Source organism: Tabrizicola thermarum, from assembly GCF_003574395.1.
GTDB lineage: Bacteria > Pseudomonadota > Alphaproteobacteria > Rhodobacterales > Rhodobacteraceae > Tabrizicola > Tabrizicola thermarum.
Window position 1 is genome coordinate 218,845 of sequence record NZ_KZ984538.1, and the last position, 16,323, is coordinate 235,167.

A 16,323-nucleotide genomic window follows, 5' to 3' on the forward strand; every position below is an offset into this window, starting at 1 on the left:
CTGGTGCCCGCGGCCGGACTCGAACCGGCACGGCCTTGCAGCCAGGGGATTTTAAGTCCCCGGTGTCTACCATTTCACCACGCGGGCAGCGGGGCGGACCTTAGCCCCCCGGCCGCGCAAGGAAAAGCCCGCGCCTCAGCTTCCCCCCGCCGCCAGCAGCCAGCCCACCAGCTCGAAACTGTTCCTGACCCCCGCCTTGCGGATCATGTTGGCCCGGTGCACCTCGACCGTCCGGGGCGAGGACCCCAGGGCCAGCGCGATTTCCTTCGATGTGAACCCGTTCACCAGATAGCGCGCGATCCGCTTTTCCGTCGGCGTGAGCTGCCCCTTTCCCCCGCCCTCGCCCTCCAGCGGCCGGTAGGTCCAGACCGCCAGCCGCTGCGGGTCGGACGGGTCAAGGGCGGTGCCCTTGCCCTCGGTCCAGATCACCTGCCCGTCCTTGCGCCGCATGAAACGCTCATCCCGATAGACCGCGCTGGCCTGCATCGCCCGGCGCGCGCGTTCGCCGATCAGCTCGTAATCCGTCTCGGTCGGATAGAGGACGCGGATCGACCGCCCCTCCAGCTCGCGCGGGGTCCAGCCGAACACCGCCTCGACCCGGGCCGAGGCGCGCAGGATCACCCGATCCGCCAGGATCAGCGTGGCGTCCGGCCCGTGCTGGAAGGCCAGCCGTTCATAGTCGCGCATTCCCGCCCTCTACGTAGTCGCCTACGTATTCTTACGGATGGCACCCCCCGGCGCAATCTTTCAGGATCGCCCTGTCCGAAGTTCCCGCTGCCGTCGGGAACCGGGAGGAGAACAGCATGAACAAAGTCTATCCAAGCGCCGCTGCGGCCCTCGACGGGCTTCTGCACGACGGGATGCTGATCGCCAGCGGCGGCTTCGGCCTCTGCGGCATCCCCGAACTTCTGATCGCCGCGATCCGCGATGCGGGCACGAAGAACCTGACCGTCGCCTCGAACAACGCGGGCGTCGATGGGTTCGGCCTGGGCGTCCTGCTGGAGACGCGTCAGGTGAAGAAGATGATCTCGTCCTATGTCGGCGAGAATGCCGAATTCATGCGCCAGTATCTGTCGGGAGAGCTGGAGCTGGAATTCAACCCGCAAGGGACGCTCGCCGAGCGGATGCGGGCGGGCGGTGCGGGCATCCCGGGCTTCTACACCGCGACCGGCGTCGGCACCGTGATCGCCGAGGGCAAGGAACACCACGACTTCGACGGCAGGACCTATATCCTGGAACGCGGGATCGTGGCGGACCTGTCGATCGTCAAGGCCTGGAAGGCGGACCCGTCGGGGAACCTCGTCTTCCGCAAGACCGCGCGGAATTTCAACGTCCCCGCCGCCACCTGCGGCAAGGTCTGCGTGGCCGAGGTCGAGGAGATCGTGCCCCTGGGCAGCCTTGACCCCGACCACATCCACCTGCCGGGGATCTATGTCCACCGCATCATCACCGGCAAGCACGAGAAACGCATCGAACAGCGGACCGTCCGCAAGCGGGAGAACGCATGATGAGCGAGACCAAGGGCTGGGACCGCAACGGCATGGCCGCCCGCGCGGCGCAGGAATTGCGCGACGGGATGTATGTGAACCTTGGCATCGGCATCCCGACGCTGGTGGCGAACTACATCCCCGAAGGCGTGAACGTCACCCTGCAATCGGAAAACGGGATGCTGGGGATGGGGCCGTTCCCGTACGAGGGCGAAGAGGACCCCGACCTCATCAACGCGGGCAAGCAGACGATCACCGAACTGCCGCAGACCGCCTATTTCGACAGCGCGACGTCGTTTGCGATGATCCGCGGCGGCAAGATCGCCATGGCGATCCTGGGCGGGATGGAAGTCAGCGAGACCGGCGATCTGGCGAACTGGATGATCCCCGGCAAGCTCGTGAAGGGCATGGGGGGCGCGATGGATCTGGTGGCAGGCGTGGGCCGCGTTGTGGTGGTGATGGACCACACCTCGAAACACGGCGAGTCCAAGGTGTTGAAATCCTGCACGCTGCCGCTGACGGGCAAGGGCGTGGTTGACCGGATCATCACCAACCTCGGCGTTCTTGATGTCGGGCACAAGGGCCTGCACATCGTGGAACTTGCCCCCGGCGTGACCGAAGAAGAGCTTCGCGCCGCGACCGAGGCGACGATTGTCGGCTGACCACATCGTCACCCGCGACCACGGGGCGACCAGGGGTCGCTTCGTGATCCGCAGGGGCGGGGAAGAGGCGGAACTGACCTATTCGGTCACGACGCCCACCCTTGTCATCGCCGACCATACCGGCGTCCCGGACAGCCTGCGCGGCACCGGCGCGGGGCTGGCGCTGGTCGAGGCGCTGGTGGCGGCGGCGCGGAGAGAGGGCTTCAAGGTCGTGCCCCTCTGCCCCTTCGTGAATGCCACCCGGAAAAAGCACCCCGACTGGGCGGATGTCTTCGTCTAAAGGCCGGCGATGTCGGTGCGGAAGATGCAGGGATCGGTGACCAGCATCGGCGGGCTGACACACAGCCCCTGCGCCACCTGCCAGGCCGCCAGCACCTTGGGCACATAGTCCCGCGTCTCGGCATAGGGAGGCACGCCCTTGTTCGCCTCGACCGCGCCCTCGCCCGCGTTGTAGGCGGCCAGAACCAGCACGGGGTCGTTGTCGAACCGGTCCATCAGCCAGTCCAGATAGGCCACACCGCCCTTGATGTTCTGCACGGGATCGGTCGCATCCTTGACACCGAAGCGTTCTGCCGTGGCCGGGATCAGCTGCATCAACCCCACCGCGCCGGCATGGCTGACCGCATCCGCCCGGCCCGCGCTTTCGATCCCGATCACTGCCAGCACCAGCGCGGGCGAGACCTTGGTGTCCAGAGTCGCGCGCAGGATATCCTTGCCGTATTTCTCGGACACCTCTTGCAGGTGCTGCAACCGGGGCGCGCCGACCACCGTGCCGCCCGGCCCCTGCGACAGCGAGGCCAGCGCCAGTTCGAAGCGGTCCGCCCTGGCGTCGATGTCGGTGGGGACCTTTTCCCAGTACCAGCCGTAGGAAGAGGCCGGAGCGGGCCCCGGATCGCGGTCGAACGTTCCGGCGACCTTCGGATCCTCGGCGCGGGGTTTCGGGTTCGGGTCCACCTTCGGCAGGGCCGCCAGATAGCGGGCCTGCTCTTCGGGGTCGATCTGCACGGTGATGCGTTTGCCGGGCCTGGTGTCGCCCACCTTGATGCGTTTGAACCCGGTCTCCTCGGCAGAGCCGGCATGGGGCACGGCAGCGCAGAGAATCGCTGCGATCCAGTGTCTTGTCTTCAGCATTGTCGGGGCCTGCTCGCCTCGTTGTTATGGGGGAAGAGTCGCAGCTTCGGGGCGGTCCCGCCAGAACTTTTCCCGTCCAATCATGGCAATTCTGCCAGAATTGGCCCGAAAACCACGCTCTAGCACCGGAAAGTAAAGGGCGTCCTAAGATTCTTTTGCTTGTTTTTCCGTGGCTTGACGGGTCCTGGCAAGGTTTTTTCACTCGCCGCCAATTCTGCTGATCTCGTCCAAACTGCTGCCACGTTTGAGGGGCTATATGAGGTCATACCGAACGACGACGGCGACAGACGAAGCCAGATCGAAGCGGTTGACTGACAAGTGAGCACCTTAGCAAAGGATCAAGACAAATGACCAAGTTTTCCGCTTTCCTGAAAGACGAAGCCGGCGCCGTGACCGTTGACTGGGTGGTTCTGACCGCCGCCGTCGTGGGCCTGGGCCTCCTGATCTTCTCGTATGTCCGTCCGGGCGTTTCGAACCTGGCCTCCGCGATCGGCGACGAACTCGAGAACGCCCAGACCACCATGACCACGAGCGGCACCACCACCCCCTGATCCGACTGCCTGACGGCATCCGGGCCGCGCTTCGAAGGAAGCGCGGCCTTTCTCATTCCCCGACGCCGCGCGGGCGATGACGCCTCTCGGCCCGATCCTCGCTCCCGCCCTTTCCCCGCATCCGCACGGCACCCGGCTTCCGGTCAGGCACGCAGGGCCCGGTCCGAGACTGCCGTCCGCGACCCCGGCGCCAACAGATCGCCCCGAAGTTGAAGTTCGCAGTTATGCCGGCCTGCCGCGTCAGATTTTTTCTGTATTTTTTACAAGCCTTTAACGGAATAAACAGGCAATCCTGCCTATGACCCAGAAATAACCACAGCCGTCCAAACTCTTGCCATGATTGATCGGCTAGATGGCGTCATACCGAACGGCGAAGGCAGACCCGAAAGCCACGAACGGAACGGTTGACACGCAATTGAACGCCACATGAAGGGACAAGACCATGACCAAGTTTTCCGCTTTCCTGAAAGACGAAGCCGGCGCCGTGACCGTTGACTGGGTGGTTCTGACCGCCGCTGTCGTGGGCCTGGGCCTGCTGATCTTCTCCTACGTCCGTCCGGGCGTTTCGAACCTGGCCCAAGCGATCAACACGGAACTCGGCAACGCCCAGTCCTGCATGACCTCGGACAACGCGCTCGGCTGCCAGTAACACCTGCGACTGCCGACCTTCCGGGCCGCGCCTTTCGGGGCGCGGCCTTTTCCTTGTCTCGCTTCCCCATCGGCAAACATCGGAAACAGTTGGGCGTGCATCGCGGTATTGATGCCCGACCAATGCTAAATTTTCGCCGCATTCAAAGGACAAGGTGCCCTCACGAAACCTTGGCCCTGCACATGGAATCAGGCGCATGACCGTCAACCGGCACCATGGGGCGCGTCGCCCTGCGTCAGGCTTGTCCCGTCGGGGCCCCCGTCGCCTTGCCGGCGTCGGTCTTGCGCCTTGCGGGATCGTCCCGACCGCCGTAACAGCCTTGCGTATCGTCACAGCCAAGCTGCGGCAGCGCCCCGAACACCAGAGGTAGAAATGAGAGCAGTCTTCGCGTTGGTCCTGATCGTCGGCATGGCTCTGGCCGGCGTGGCGGTCTACATGATCCAGGGCTACATGGCCGATCTGGAAACCGCCTTGCAGAGAGAGCGGGCCTTCAACGCCAAGGCCGGCAAGCTGGTCGAGGTCTTCGTCTTCGCCAAGCCGAAGAAATACGGCGACCCGCTGGCCGAGGACGATGTCGTCGCGATCTACTGGCCGGAAAAGAACCTGCCCGCGACCATCTTCCGCGACAAGGCCGCCCTCTTCCCGGAAAACGCCAAGGGCCCGCGCTACATCACCCGGTCCACCGAGGCCTTCGAGCCGGTGCTGGCCAGCCGCGTGACCGAACCGGGAGAGCTGTCGAACCTGACCTCCAAGCTGGAGAAGGGCAAGCGCGCCTTCGCGATCAAGGTCGGCACCAACTCGGGCATCTCGAATTTCGTGAAGCCCGACGACTATATCGACATCCTGTGGACCGGCAACGTGTCCGGCGTCGAGGGCGGGATCACCCGGCAGATCGAAAGTGCGATGCTGGTGATCGCGGTGGACAACGCCATCAACGAGGGCCAGGTCTCCTCGGACACTGTTGCCCAGACGGTAACGGTGGCCGCAACGCCGGAACAGGTGGCGCGGCTGGCCCAGGCCCAGGCCACCGGGCGGCTGACCCTGTCGCTTGCGCGGGACGCCAGCGAAACCGTTGATGGGACAATCGAAACCGACACCAAGTCGCTGCTTGGCATCGTGCCCGAGGAAGTGGCTCCCGTAGAAATCGTACCCGAAGTCAAGAAGTGCTACGCCAAGCAGCGCAGCGGCGGCCAGGTGATCGAAACCGACATCGAGATCCCCTGCTCGAACTGACCCCCGACCCGCAAGGACCCAGGGGCGCGGCCACATGATCTGGGGCCGCGCCCTTTCCCTTTTTCAATCCATTGCGACCTGTTGCAGTTTATCCACATCAAGGTCATCCCTCAAATCATTGATTCTTGCAAAAAAACCGGGGGTAGGTCATCCTGCCGGCACATAAGGGCGTGCAAGACCCAAACGAGGCGTGGTCGAAAGGGCAGATCACAATGAACATGAAACGACTCCTGGTAGCAGGTTATCTCGGTGCGTGTCTCGCATCGACGTCGATGACCCCGGTCACCGCCGAGGTTCTGCGCGTCATGCAGGGCCAGGCATCCGACGCACTCAACGTTCCGATGAACCGGGCCGTTGTCGTTGAAAGCGACACTCCCTTTGCGGAGCTGTCGATCGCAAACCCGGGCATCGCCGATATCTCGACGCTGTCCGACCGTTCGATCTACGTTCTCGGCAAGGCACCGGGGCGCACCACGCTGACCCTGTTGGGGCCGGATGGGAAACTGATTTCCAACGTGGACGTGCATGTCACACCCGACATCGCCGAGTTCAAGGAACGTCTGCAACAGATCCTGCCGGGTGAACACATCGAGGTGCGCACCGCGAATGACGGAATCGTGCTTTCGGGCCAGGTCTCCTCGACGGCGAAACTGGACCGGGCGCTGGATCTGGCCAACCGGTACGCGCCCGACCGGGTGTCGAACCTGATGGTGGTCGGCGGCACGCAGCAGGTGATGCTGAAAGTGCGCTTTGCCGAGGTGAACCGCACGATCTCGAAATCGCTCACTACCTCGCTTGGCGTGAACGACGGCGGCCGCTTCTCGAGCCAGTCCGGCGCCTTCGTCAACTCCGGCGCCAACCCGCCCTTCGGGACCGGCGCCTTCGGCGGGCTTCGGCTTGGCGGTTCTGTCGGCGGTCTGGAATTCGGCGTGATGCTGGAAGCCCTGGAAGCCAAGGGCATGGTGCGCACGCTGGCCGAACCGAACCTGACCGCCCTTTCCGGCCAGGAAGCCAAGTTCCTTGCCGGCGGCGAATATCCGGTTCCCGTCTCGCAGGACAACAACACCGTCACGGTCGAATACAAGCCCTTCGGTGTGGAACTGAACTTCACCCCGGTGGTCGTCGATCAGGACATCATCAACCTGTCGATCAACGCGGCCGTCTCCTCGATCGACCCGGCGAACGGGATCTCGGTGGGCAACAACTTCACCATCGACGCCTTCAAGCGCCGCGAAACCTCGACCACGGTGGAAATGCGCGACGGCGAGAGCTTTGCCATCGCCGGCCTGCTGCAGGACGACTTCCGCGACCTGAACTCGCAACTGCCCTGGATCGGCGACATCCCGATCCTGGGCGCGCTGTTCCGGTCGTCGGAATACCAGCGCGCGCAGACCGAACTGGTCATCATCGTGACGCCGCACCTCGTTACCCCGGTGGCAGGGGCCGCTCTGGCGCTGCCGACCGACCGGGTGCGGATCCCGACCGAACGCGAACTGTTCCTGTTCGGCGATGTGGCGAAGGGCCCGAAGAAGGGTGCCGCCGCCGAAGTGGCCCGGCAGGACTTCAGCTCCTCCTACGGCTATGTGATGGAGTAAGGAGATGACCAGGATGCTTCCCAAACTCCTTGCCGCCACCGCCCTTCTGGCGCTGACCGCCTGCGGCGACTATGCCACCTCCTGGGACCGCGAGCTTGGCTCGGAGGTTGACAAGGGCCAGTTCGGCAACGCCACGATGAACAACACGCTCATCCAGTCGGGCGAGTTGTCCTACACCGTGGCTCTGGCCGAACGGTTCGCGGCCGAAGTGCCCGACACGATCAACTTTGCCTTCAACAGCGCCGAGCTTTCGGACGAAGCGAAGCAGATCCTCCGGCAGCAGGCGAACTTCATCAAGCAGTTCCCCGAAGTGCGCTTCCGGGTCTTCGGCCACACCGACAAGGTCGGGTCGAACGCCTACAACCAGCGTCTCGGCCTGCGCCGCGCCCAGGCTGCGGTCGCCTATCTGACCTCGCAGGGCATCAGCCGCTCGCGGCTCGAGGCGGTCATTTCGTACGGCGAAACCCGTCCTCTGATCCCGACGAACGCGGCCGAAGTGCAGAACCGCCGCACGGTGACCGAGGTGTCGGGCTTCGTGAAGTCGCATCCGCTGGTGCTGAACGGCAAGTATGCCGCGATCATCTGGCGCGAATATGTGAACAGCGCGGTGCCGACGCAGCAGGGCCAGGCCGCCGACGCCGTCGGTCAGGGCGGCGGCTGATCCCAGAGCGCAAAGGCGACGAAACAGAGGCCGGGTCTTGCACCCGGCCTCTTCGTTTCCAGAATAGTGATAATCCCAGAAACAGGCAGTTTTAGCCCAAATATCGCCACCATTCTTGAACAAGGTCCCCTCATGGGATGAGTACCGGGGTCCAATGTTCCGCAGGCAGGCAGCCCAGATCGAAGTTCAGACTAACTGCTTGTAATTTATGTTCAAAACGACCCCCACCGAAAGGATCTGACGCGAGATGACGAGCAAAGCCACAGTTCAGAGCGATCCGGCGCCGATCCTCGCCTGCACCATTTCGCGTGACGTGCAGCGATTCGATCTGCTCATCGACGACATGGAGGCCGAGCTGGGCGAGGCATGGGGCGATCTCAATTTCGAGGATGCGCTGGTCTTCCTCAAGCAGCCGGACAGCACCGGGATGCAGTTCGTTGCCATCGCCGTCGATTCCGAGGACGAATCCGAACTGTCCAAGATGAACGACGTCATCAAGGCGGCGAAGGCCAAGAAGATCAAGGTCCTGTTGATCGCCAACCAGGTCAGCCCGTCGGTCCTGCACCAGATGCTGAAACTCGGGGCCGACGACTTCGTGCCCTACCCGCTGCCCGAAGGCGCGCTGCACGACGCGATCGAACGGCTGCGCAAGCCCGCCCCTGTCATGCCGGATGGCTATGACCCGGAAACCGGCACCTTCAACCCGGTCTTCAAGGCGAAGGGCGACCGCAACGGGGTGATCCTGCCGGTCCATGGCATGGCGGGGGGCGCCGGCGCCACCACCTTTGCCGCGAACCTGGCCTGGGAGCTGTGCCTTGCCGCACAGGAAACCGAGGGGATGCGCGTCTGCATCATCGATTTCGACCTCCAGTTCGGCTCGGTCGCGACCTATCTCGACCTGCCCCGGAAAGAGGCGGTGCTGGAGATTCTCACCGATACCGCGGGGCTTGATGCCGACGCGCTGATCAAGTCGATGCTGACCTTCAACGACAAGTTGCACGTCTTCACCGCACCCGCGGACATGCTGCCGCTGGAGGTCCTCTCGCCCGAAGACGTCGGTCGCATCCTCGACACCGCCCAGGCAAACTTCGATTTCGTCATCGTGGACATGCCCTCGACCGTGGTCGCCTGGACCGAGGCCGTCCTGACCCGCGCCCATGTCTATTTCGCGCTGCTGGAGCTTGACCTGCGCTCGGCGCAGAACATCCTGCGCTTTGTCCGCGCGCTGAAGGCCGAGGGCCTGCCGCATGAAAAGGTGCGCTATGTGCTGAACCGCGCGCCCAAGTTCACCGACCTTTCGGCCAAGGCCCGCGTCAAGCGCCTGGCCGAAAGCCTTGACATCTCGATCGAAGTGCAGCTGCCCGATGGCGGCGAACAGGTGACCCAGGCCAACGACCACGGCCTGCCGATCGCGGAAAGCGCAAGCAAGAACCCATTGCGCAAGGAACTGCAGAAACTTGCCAAGTCCTTGTATGATCTGAACAAAGCCACTGAAACCGCCAAGGCCTGATCTAGGGGGATCGTCCCGTGTTTAGCCGCTTCAAGAAAGACTCGCCGTCTGGTGCCGGCACGCCTCTGGCAACGACCGCACCCGTCACGCAGCCTGTCGACAAGGCCGGTTTTTCCGCCCGCGCCGCGGTGCCGCCTGCCGTCCAGCAGCGCGTCGCCGCCGAGGCCGTGGTCGCCGACAAGGAGAAGAAGCGCAAGGAACGCCTGACCGAGTTGAAGGTCGAGATCCACAAGCGCCTTCTGGAAGACCTGAACCTTTCGGCGCTGGAATCGGCCAGCGAACAGCAGCTCAAGTCCGAGATCGCCTCTCTCGCCTCCGAAGCGCTGGACGAGATGTCCGTGGCGCTGAACAAGGAAGACCGTCTGGCCCTCAACCAGGAGCTTTATGACGAGGTCATGGGCCTCGGCCCGCTGGAGCCCTTGCTGAAGGACGAGACGATCAGCGATATTCTCGTCAACGGACCCAAGCGCATCTTCGTGGAACGCGCGGGCAAGCTGCAACTCAGCGATGTCACTTTCCGCGACGAACGCCACCTTCTGCGCATCATCGACAAGATCGTCTCGGCCGTGGGTCGCCGCGTCGATGAATCCAACCCCTACTGCGACGCCCGTCTTGCCGACGGCAGCCGTTTCAACTGCATGATCCCGCCGATTGCGGTGGACGGCTCGCTCGTCTCGATCCGCAAGTTCAAGAAGGACAAGCTGAAGATCGAGGACCTGGTCCGCTTCGGCGCCTTCACCGAGGAAATGGCCGCCTATCTTCAGGCCGCAGTGTCCTGCCGGCTGAACATCATCGTCTCGGGCGGGACGGGTTCGGGCAAGACGACCACGCTGAACGCGCTGTCCTCGTTCATCGACAACCACGAACGCGTGCTGACCATCGAGGACACGGCCGAACTTCAGCTGCAACAGGTGCATGTCGGCCGGATGGAAAGCCGCCCCGCCAACGTCGAAGGCAAGGGGGCTGTCACCCAGCGCGACTGTCTGCGCAACGCGCTGCGGATGCGTCCCGACCGCATCATCGTCGGCGAAACGCGCGGCGAGGAAGTCATCGACATGCTGCAGGCCATGAACACCGGCCACGACGGGTCGATGACGACGATCCACGCCAACAACCCGCGCGACGCCGTCAGCCGTCTGGAGAACATGGTCGCCATGGCCGGGATCGACATGCCCCTGAAGGCCATGCGCAGCCAGATCGCCAGCGCCGTCAACCTGATCGTGCAGGCCAGCCGTCTGCAGGACGGGACGCGCCGCATGACTTCCGTGACCGAGATCACCGGCATGGAAGGCGAGGTCATCTCGATGCAGGAAGTGTTCCGCTTCGAACGCCTCGGGGTGGAGCCCTCGGGCAAGATCATCGGCCGCTTCAATGCGACGGGCATCCGCTCCGCCTACTCGGACCGTTTCCGCCAGTGGGGCTTCGACCTGCCGGCCTCCATCTACGAACCGATCGTCTGACCCATGCAGATCAGTGCCGCCCCCCTAATCTACATCATGATCTTCGTTGCGGTCGTCGTGATCGTCAACGGTATCTATCTGATCGTCTTCGGCAAGTCGATCAGCCTGAACTCCAAGGTCAGCCGCCGCCTGACGCTCTTGGAAAAGAACGCGAACCGCGAACAGGTGCTTGAACAGCTCCGCAAGGAGATGAACCAGCACCTGAACGCGCGCAATATCCCCTTGTATTCCATGCTGGCCAAGAAGGCGCAGCGGGCGAACATCGCCTTCTCGCCCCAGGCGCTGATCGGGATCATGGCGCTGTTGTCGGTCGTGGCCTTCATGCTTCTGTCGATCTTCACGGCGGCCGAATTCGGTCTTCGGGTCGTGCTCGGGATCGCAATGGGCGTCGGAGGCGTGTTCTACTGGGTCAACAGCACCGCGAAAAAGCGGATGAACCTGCTGGAAGAGCAGCTGCCGGACTCCATCGAACTGATGGTCCGCAGCTTGCGCGTCGGCCACCCCTTCTCGACCGCGATCGGCATCGTCGCCAAGGAAATCCCCGATCCTCTCGGCTCGGAATTCGGGGTGATCGCGGACGAAGCCGCCTATGGCCGCGACATTTCTGAATCGCTCAAGGCCTTTGCCGAACGGATGGACAGCCAGGACCTGCGCTTCCTCGCGGTCGCGGTCTCGATCCAACAGCAGTCGGGCGGCAACCTGGCCGAGATCCTGGAAGGCCTGTCGAAGGTGGTCCGCGCGCGCTTCAAGCTGTTCCGCCGCGTCCGCGCCATCACCGCCGAAGCCAAGTGGTCGGGCATGTTCCTGTCAGGCTTCCCGATCGTGGCGCTTATCATGATCAACGTCGTGCAGCCCGACTACTATGACGAAGTCAGGGAAACCTCGGCCTATATCCCGGCGGCGCTGTTCGTCGTCTCGTTCCTCATCATCAACATCATCTACATGAAGGTGATGACCAACATCAAAGTGTAGGTCGGCTATGGAAGTCTTCTCGAACCTCATGTCGGGCGTGACCGAGCGCTTTGGTCCGATGGCCCCGCTGCTGGGTCTTGGCCTCCTGGGCCTCTTGCTGGTTCTGCTGGCCTTGCCCGTGGTGATGAAACGTCAGCGCGACCGCTTTCGCGAGCTGAAAGACCAGGGCCCCAAGGCCTCGACCGACAAGAAGCGCGAATTGCGCAGGACCACCAAGGTCGACAAGCTGGAGAAATATGCGCATTTCCTTGAGCCGCAGAAGAAGGAGGAGCTTTCGGCCGCCAAGCTGACCATGCTCCGCGCGGGCTACAGCGGCAAGAACGCGGTGCGGATGTTCCATGCCGTCCAGTTCCTGCTGGCGATCCTGTTCCTGATCGGCGGCCTCATCGTCGCGCTGCTGAAATCGATGTCGCAAGAGATGTCGATGACCGACCTTCTTCTGCACAGCCTTCTGCCTTGCGCCATCGGTTACTACATCCCGCGCTACTGGGTGAACAAGCGCGTCAAGCAGCGCCAGACCGAGATCATCGAGGGTTTCCCCGATGCGCTTGACCTGATGCTGGTCTGCGTCGAGGCCGGCCAGTCGCTGGACCAGTCGATCATCCGCGTCGGCAAGGAAAGCCGTGCGGGCTATCCGGCGCTGGCGGACGAATTCGACATGGTCGCGCAAGAGGTCAAGGCCGGCAAGGAACGCATCGCGGTGCTGAAGGACATGGCCGAACGGGTGGGCGTGCCCGACGTCGCCTCGTTCGTGACCACGATCATCCAGTCCGCCACTTTCGGCACCTCGATCGCCGACGCGCTGCGGGTCTATTCGGCGGACATGCGGGACAAGCGGATCATGCGGGCGGAAGAGAAAGCCAACATGTTGCCGACGAAACTGACGCTTGGCACTATGCTGTTTACAGTTCCGCCGCTTCTGGTCATTCTGATCGGGCCTTCCGTCTACGGAATGGTGACAATGCTGGCCCAACTCGCGGGCGGCCTCTAGCAGCGAACGGGACGTGACTTGCGTGAAGCAGTCATTCTGACACTGTGTTCTGCGCTTCTTCTGGCCGGCTGCGTGTCGGCCGGCGGTGTTTCCAGGAACAAGCCTTACGGTGTGGATGCCAATGGCCAGGGCGTCGATGGCATGACCGTCGGCCACCGGCTGATGGCGGCGGGCGAGCCTGAACTGGCGCTCAAGGCCTACCTTCGCGGGGCCGGAGAAATCGGCATCAATGCGGACGTGCTGTCGGCCATCGGCTCGGCCGACCTGGCCCTGGGGCGGCTGGGACAGGCCGAAAAGACGCTGAAACGGGCGCTGGACCTTGATCCGAACTTCGTGCCCGCCCTCAACAATCTGGGCGTCGTGAAGATGGAACAGGGCGAGGTCGGCGAAGCGCGGGTCTATTTCCAGCGGGCCTTCGCGCTGGACAGTGGCGAAACGGACTCGATCCGCCAAAATCTGATGCTCGCTATCGCGCAAAGCGAGGCGGGCGTGTATGATGAAACCCAGGAACAGGAAAGCAGCGGGTTCCGTCTCGTCCGGCAGGAAAAGGGCAGATACGTCCTTCTCTCCGATCTCTAGGCGGCGACACGTCAAGTCAAGATACGGGCAGTCAACAAAAAGGACGCAAACATGCGCCATCCGGCTTTCGTAGTGCTGTGCCTTTCCGGCGCAGTCGCCTTGTCAGCCTGTCAGAAGAACTCTGACGCACAGGTCCAGCGGGCTCTCAAGGACGTCAACGTCGTCGACGAGACCAACCTGAACGAGGTGATGATGACGGTGGCCGACCCGAACGAGGCGGTCAGCTACTTCACCCGCACGTTGCAGCAGAACCCCGACAGGATCGACCTGATGCGCGGGCTTGCGCGGTCGCTGGTCCGGGCGCAGAAACCGACCGAGGCCGCGCAGGTCTGGCGCCAGGCGGTGGCGCACAAGGACTCCACCCCGGAAGACCGCGTCATGCTGGCCGATGCGCTGATCCGGTCGAACCAGTGGGCCGAGGCCAAGGCCGAGCTGAACCAGATCCCGCCGACCCACGAAACCTTCGACCGCTACCGGCTTGAGGCCATGGTCGCGGACAGCGACAAGAACTGGAAGAAGGCCGACAGTTTCTATGAAATCGCGGCGGGCCTGACGACCACTCCGGCCGGCGTCCTGAACAACTGGGGCTTCTCGAAGCTGACCCGCGGCGACGCGGCGGGCGCCGAAAAGCTCTTCACCGAGGCGCTGACCTACGACCCCTCGCTGTTCACCGCCAAGAACAACCTGGTGCTGGCGCGCGCCGCACAGCGCAAATACGATCTGCCGGTCATCCGCATGACGCAGACGGAACGGGCGGAACTGCTGTATTCCATGGCGCTGGCTGCCATCAAGCAGGGCGATATCTCGGTCGGCAAGGGCCTTCTGAACCAGGCGATCGAAACCCACCCGCAATATTTCGAGGCCGCCGTGCGCAGCCTTAACGCCCTTGATGCAAACGTGAAAACCTGATGCCGGACCCTGTCCTTTCGCCGACCGATGCGATGATCCTTCTGGTCCCGGTGCTTCCCATTGCGATCTGGGCGGCACTGTCGGACCTCAAGCGGATGAAGATCCCCAACACCTCTGTCCTTGCGATGGCGGCGGTCTGGCCGCTTCTGGGCTGGTATGTCTCTCCGACCCTGACGGTCTGGGCCTGGGGCTTTGCGCTGATGGCCATCGTCTTCGTCGCCGGGTTCCTTCTGTATCTGACCGGGACCTTCGGGGCGGGGGACGCCAAATTCGCCGCCGCGATGGCGGGGATCTTCGTCGGCGGCGACATCGGCGAGATCCTCCTCATCATCTTCGTCTGCATGATCGGCTCGCTGGTGATCCACCGGCTTCTGCGCAGCCTGCCCGTGGTGCGGAATGCCACGCCGGATTGGGAAAGCTGGACCAAGAAACGCTACTTCCCCTTCGGTCTGGCGCTGTCTGCCATGGTCATCTTCTATCTTCTTGCCGCCATCTGGCCACAGGGCTGACACAAGTCACGTTTACGACTCAATCCGCAGAACTGCGCTGGATTGTTTACGGAGCTTGCCCATGAACGCTGAGGCCCCGGTATCGGGCGTGCAACCGCCGCCCTCGCCCCGCTCGCTGGAAGATACCGGCCTGTCGATCGTCATGATGCGCGACATCCTTCTGAAGTCGATGTTCCGCACCAACCAGTCGCAGGTCTCGGTCCTGTCGAAGATCATCTGCCTGCCGGTCCCGCTGACCCAGGAACTGGTGGATCTGGCCCGGACGCAGAAACTGCTGACCGCGATGGGCACGCTGCACGCCACCGGCGGCACCGAAATGGGCTATGAGCTGACCGATGCCGGCAAGGCCCGCGCCCTGGACGCGCTGTCGCAGTCGGAATATTACGGCGCGATGCCCGTGCCGCTGGACCAGTATTCGGTGCAGATCAAACGCCAGTCGGTACGCGACATCCGGCTGACCCGCGAACAGCTGATGTCCAGCATGGGCCATCTGATCCTGCCGCCGGACCTGATCGACAACCTTGGCCCCGCCGTGACCTCGGGCCGTTCGATCCTGCTCTACGGCCCGCCCGGCAACGGCAAGTCGTCGATCTCCCACGGCATCCGCGCCGCCCTTGGCGACAAGGTCTATGTGCCCCGCGCCATCGAATATTCCGGCCAGATCATCAGCGTCTATGACCCGATCGTCCATTCGGCGGCCGAAATGGCGGTGGACGACCCCAACAGCCTGCGCCGCACCTCGAACCGCTTCGACAACCGCTATGTCTATTGCGAGCGTCCCTCGGTCATCACCGGCGGTGAACTCAGCCTCGACATGCTGGACCTGAATTACAACCCGACGGCCCGCACCTACCAGGCGCCTTTGCAGCTGAAGGCCACCGGCGGCATCTTCATCATCGACGACCTCGGCCGTCAGGCCGAGCCGCCGCAGAAGATCGTCAACCGCTGGATCGTGCCCTTGGAGGAATCCCGCGACATTCTGGCGCTGCAATCGGGCGAGAAGTTCACCGTGCCCTTCGACACGCTGGTCATCTTCTCGACCAACTTCCACCCCAACCAGATCTTCGACGGCGCGGCCCTGCGGCGGATCTTCTTCAAGATCAAGATCGACGGGCCAAGCCAGGAGAATTTCCTGAAGATCTTCGCCATGGTCGCGCGCAAGAAGAAGATGCCGCTGGACGAAACGGCGCTCATGCACCTGATGAAGGTCAAGTTCCCGACCATCCAGAACAACTACGCGAACTACCAGCCGGTCTTCCTGATCGACCAGATGATCGCGGTCTGCGAATTCGAGAACATCCCCTACCAGATGACCCCCGAACTCATCGACCGCGCCTGGAGCAACATGTTCGTCCGGCAGGAGGACATCGCGCACTGAGGGCGCAAAAGTTTTCGAAAACTTTTGCAAAATCCTTCGAAGGATT

Annotated in this window: 18 protein-coding genes and 1 tRNA gene; 16 read left to right on the top strand and 3 right to left on the bottom strand. The window is 63.2% G+C overall.

Features of this window, described 5'->3' with window-relative positions; translation table 11 throughout:
• Position 1 precedes the first annotated feature (1 nt).
• Together D5084_RS03940 and D5084_RS03945 are read right to left on the bottom strand one after the other, a co-directional pair.
• Positions 2-87, bottom strand: a tRNA-Leu gene (locus D5084_RS03940).
• A gap of 48 nt (positions 88-135) precedes the next feature.
• Entirely contained in the window at positions 136-687 is a 552-nt protein-coding gene (locus tag D5084_RS03945) for a LuxR family transcriptional regulator (protein ID WP_128514211.1), read from the bottom strand.
• Between the two features lie 116 nt (positions 688-803).
• Between D5084_RS03945 and D5084_RS03950 the strand changes: the two genes are divergently transcribed.
• The 3 genes from D5084_RS03950 to D5084_RS03960 are packed head-to-tail and all read left to right on the top strand — an operon-like array spanning position 804 to position 2,429.
• Positions 804-1,508 carry a CoA transferase subunit A gene (locus D5084_RS03950; RefSeq protein WP_128514212.1) on the top strand — a complete coding sequence of 235 codons (705 nt, stop codon included), beginning with the start codon at positions 804-806 and terminating at the stop codon, positions 1,506-1,508.
• The gene (locus D5084_RS03955) at positions 1,505-2,149 is read left to right on the top strand and encodes a 3-oxoacid CoA-transferase subunit B (RefSeq protein ID WP_162302373.1); all 645 of its coding nucleotides are present in this window, start codon (positions 1,505-1,507) and stop codon (positions 2,147-2,149) included. The genes D5084_RS03950 and D5084_RS03955 overlap by 4 nt, the downstream gene beginning before the upstream one ends.
• On the top strand, positions 2,139-2,429 hold the full coding sequence (locus D5084_RS03960; RefSeq protein WP_128514214.1) for a GNAT family N-acetyltransferase: 291 nt from the start codon (positions 2,139-2,141) through the stop codon (positions 2,427-2,429). Before D5084_RS03955 ends, D5084_RS03960 begins: the two co-directional genes overlap by 11 nt.
• Here D5084_RS03960 and D5084_RS03965 read toward each other — a convergent pair.
• A complete protein-coding gene (locus tag D5084_RS03965; RefSeq protein ID WP_128514215.1) occupies positions 2,426-3,280 on the bottom strand; it encodes a lytic transglycosylase domain-containing protein in 855 nt (284 codons plus the stop codon). The two genes, D5084_RS03960 and D5084_RS03965, sit on opposite strands and share 4 nt — an antisense overlap.
• 347 nt (positions 3,281-3,627) lie before the next feature.
• On the opposite strand from D5084_RS03965, the gene D5084_RS03970 reads away from it, so the two are divergent.
• The 13 genes from D5084_RS03970 to D5084_RS04030 all read left to right on the top strand — a co-directional run bounded on the left by D5084_RS03970 (position 3,628) and on the right by D5084_RS04030 (position 16,277).
• On the top strand, positions 3,628-3,831 hold the full coding sequence (locus tag D5084_RS03970) for a hypothetical protein (RefSeq protein WP_128514216.1): 204 nt from the start codon (positions 3,628-3,630) through the stop codon (positions 3,829-3,831).
• Between the two features lie 442 nt (positions 3,832-4,273).
• On the top strand, positions 4,274-4,480 hold the full coding sequence (locus D5084_RS03975) for a hypothetical protein (protein WP_128514217.1): 207 nt from the start codon (positions 4,274-4,276) through the stop codon (positions 4,478-4,480).
• A 372-nt stretch (positions 4,481-4,852) separates the two neighbouring features.
• Positions 4,853-5,713, top strand: a complete 861-nt coding sequence (gene cpaB, locus D5084_RS03980; RefSeq protein WP_128514218.1) for a Flp pilus assembly protein CpaB — start codon at positions 4,853-4,855, stop codon at positions 5,711-5,713.
• Between the two features lie 212 nt (positions 5,714-5,925).
• On the top strand, positions 5,926-7,308 hold the full coding sequence (locus tag D5084_RS03985; RefSeq protein WP_128514219.1) for a type II and III secretion system protein family protein: 1,383 nt from the start codon (positions 5,926-5,928) through the stop codon (positions 7,306-7,308).
• 4 nt (positions 7,309-7,312) lie between these two features.
• Positions 7,313-7,969: an OmpA family protein gene (locus tag D5084_RS03990; RefSeq protein WP_128514220.1), complete on the top strand. Its 657-nt coding sequence runs from the start codon at positions 7,313-7,315 to the stop codon at positions 7,967-7,969.
• A 247-nt stretch (positions 7,970-8,216) separates the two neighbouring features.
• Positions 8,217-9,479, top strand: coding sequence for a CpaE/TadZ family protein (locus D5084_RS03995; RefSeq protein WP_128514221.1), 1,263 nt, complete (start codon positions 8,217-8,219; stop codon positions 9,477-9,479).
• A 17-nt stretch (positions 9,480-9,496) separates the two neighbouring features.
• Positions 9,497-10,939: a TadA family conjugal transfer-associated ATPase gene (locus tag D5084_RS04000; protein WP_128514222.1), complete on the top strand. Its 1,443-nt coding sequence runs from the start codon at positions 9,497-9,499 to the stop codon at positions 10,937-10,939.
• 3 nt (positions 10,940-10,942) lie between these two features.
• The gene (locus D5084_RS04005) at positions 10,943-11,911 is read left to right on the top strand and encodes a type II secretion system F family protein (RefSeq protein WP_128514223.1); all 969 of its coding nucleotides are present in this window, start codon (positions 10,943-10,945) and stop codon (positions 11,909-11,911) included.
• A gap of 7 nt (positions 11,912-11,918) precedes the next feature.
• Entirely contained in the window at positions 11,919-12,902 is a 984-nt protein-coding gene (locus D5084_RS04010; RefSeq protein WP_128514224.1) for a type II secretion system F family protein, read from the top strand.
• Between the two features lie 18 nt (positions 12,903-12,920).
• Entirely contained in the window at positions 12,921-13,481 is a 561-nt protein-coding gene (locus D5084_RS04015; RefSeq protein WP_435532658.1) for a tetratricopeptide repeat protein, read from the top strand.
• Positions 13,482-13,532: 51 nt separating this feature from the next.
• The gene (locus tag D5084_RS04020) at positions 13,533-14,390 is read left to right on the top strand and encodes a tetratricopeptide repeat protein (protein ID WP_128514225.1); all 858 of its coding nucleotides are present in this window, start codon (positions 13,533-13,535) and stop codon (positions 14,388-14,390) included.
• Positions 14,390-14,899, top strand: a complete 510-nt coding sequence (locus D5084_RS04025; RefSeq protein ID WP_128514226.1) for an A24 family peptidase — start codon at positions 14,390-14,392, stop codon at positions 14,897-14,899. Before D5084_RS04020 ends, D5084_RS04025 begins: the two co-directional genes overlap by 1 nt.
• A 61-nt stretch (positions 14,900-14,960) precedes the next feature.
• Positions 14,961-16,277: a DUF8689 domain-containing protein gene (locus D5084_RS04030; protein ID WP_128514227.1), complete on the top strand. Its 1,317-nt coding sequence runs from the start codon at positions 14,961-14,963 to the stop codon at positions 16,275-16,277.
• The last annotated feature ends 46 nt before the right edge of the window (positions 16,278-16,323 follow it).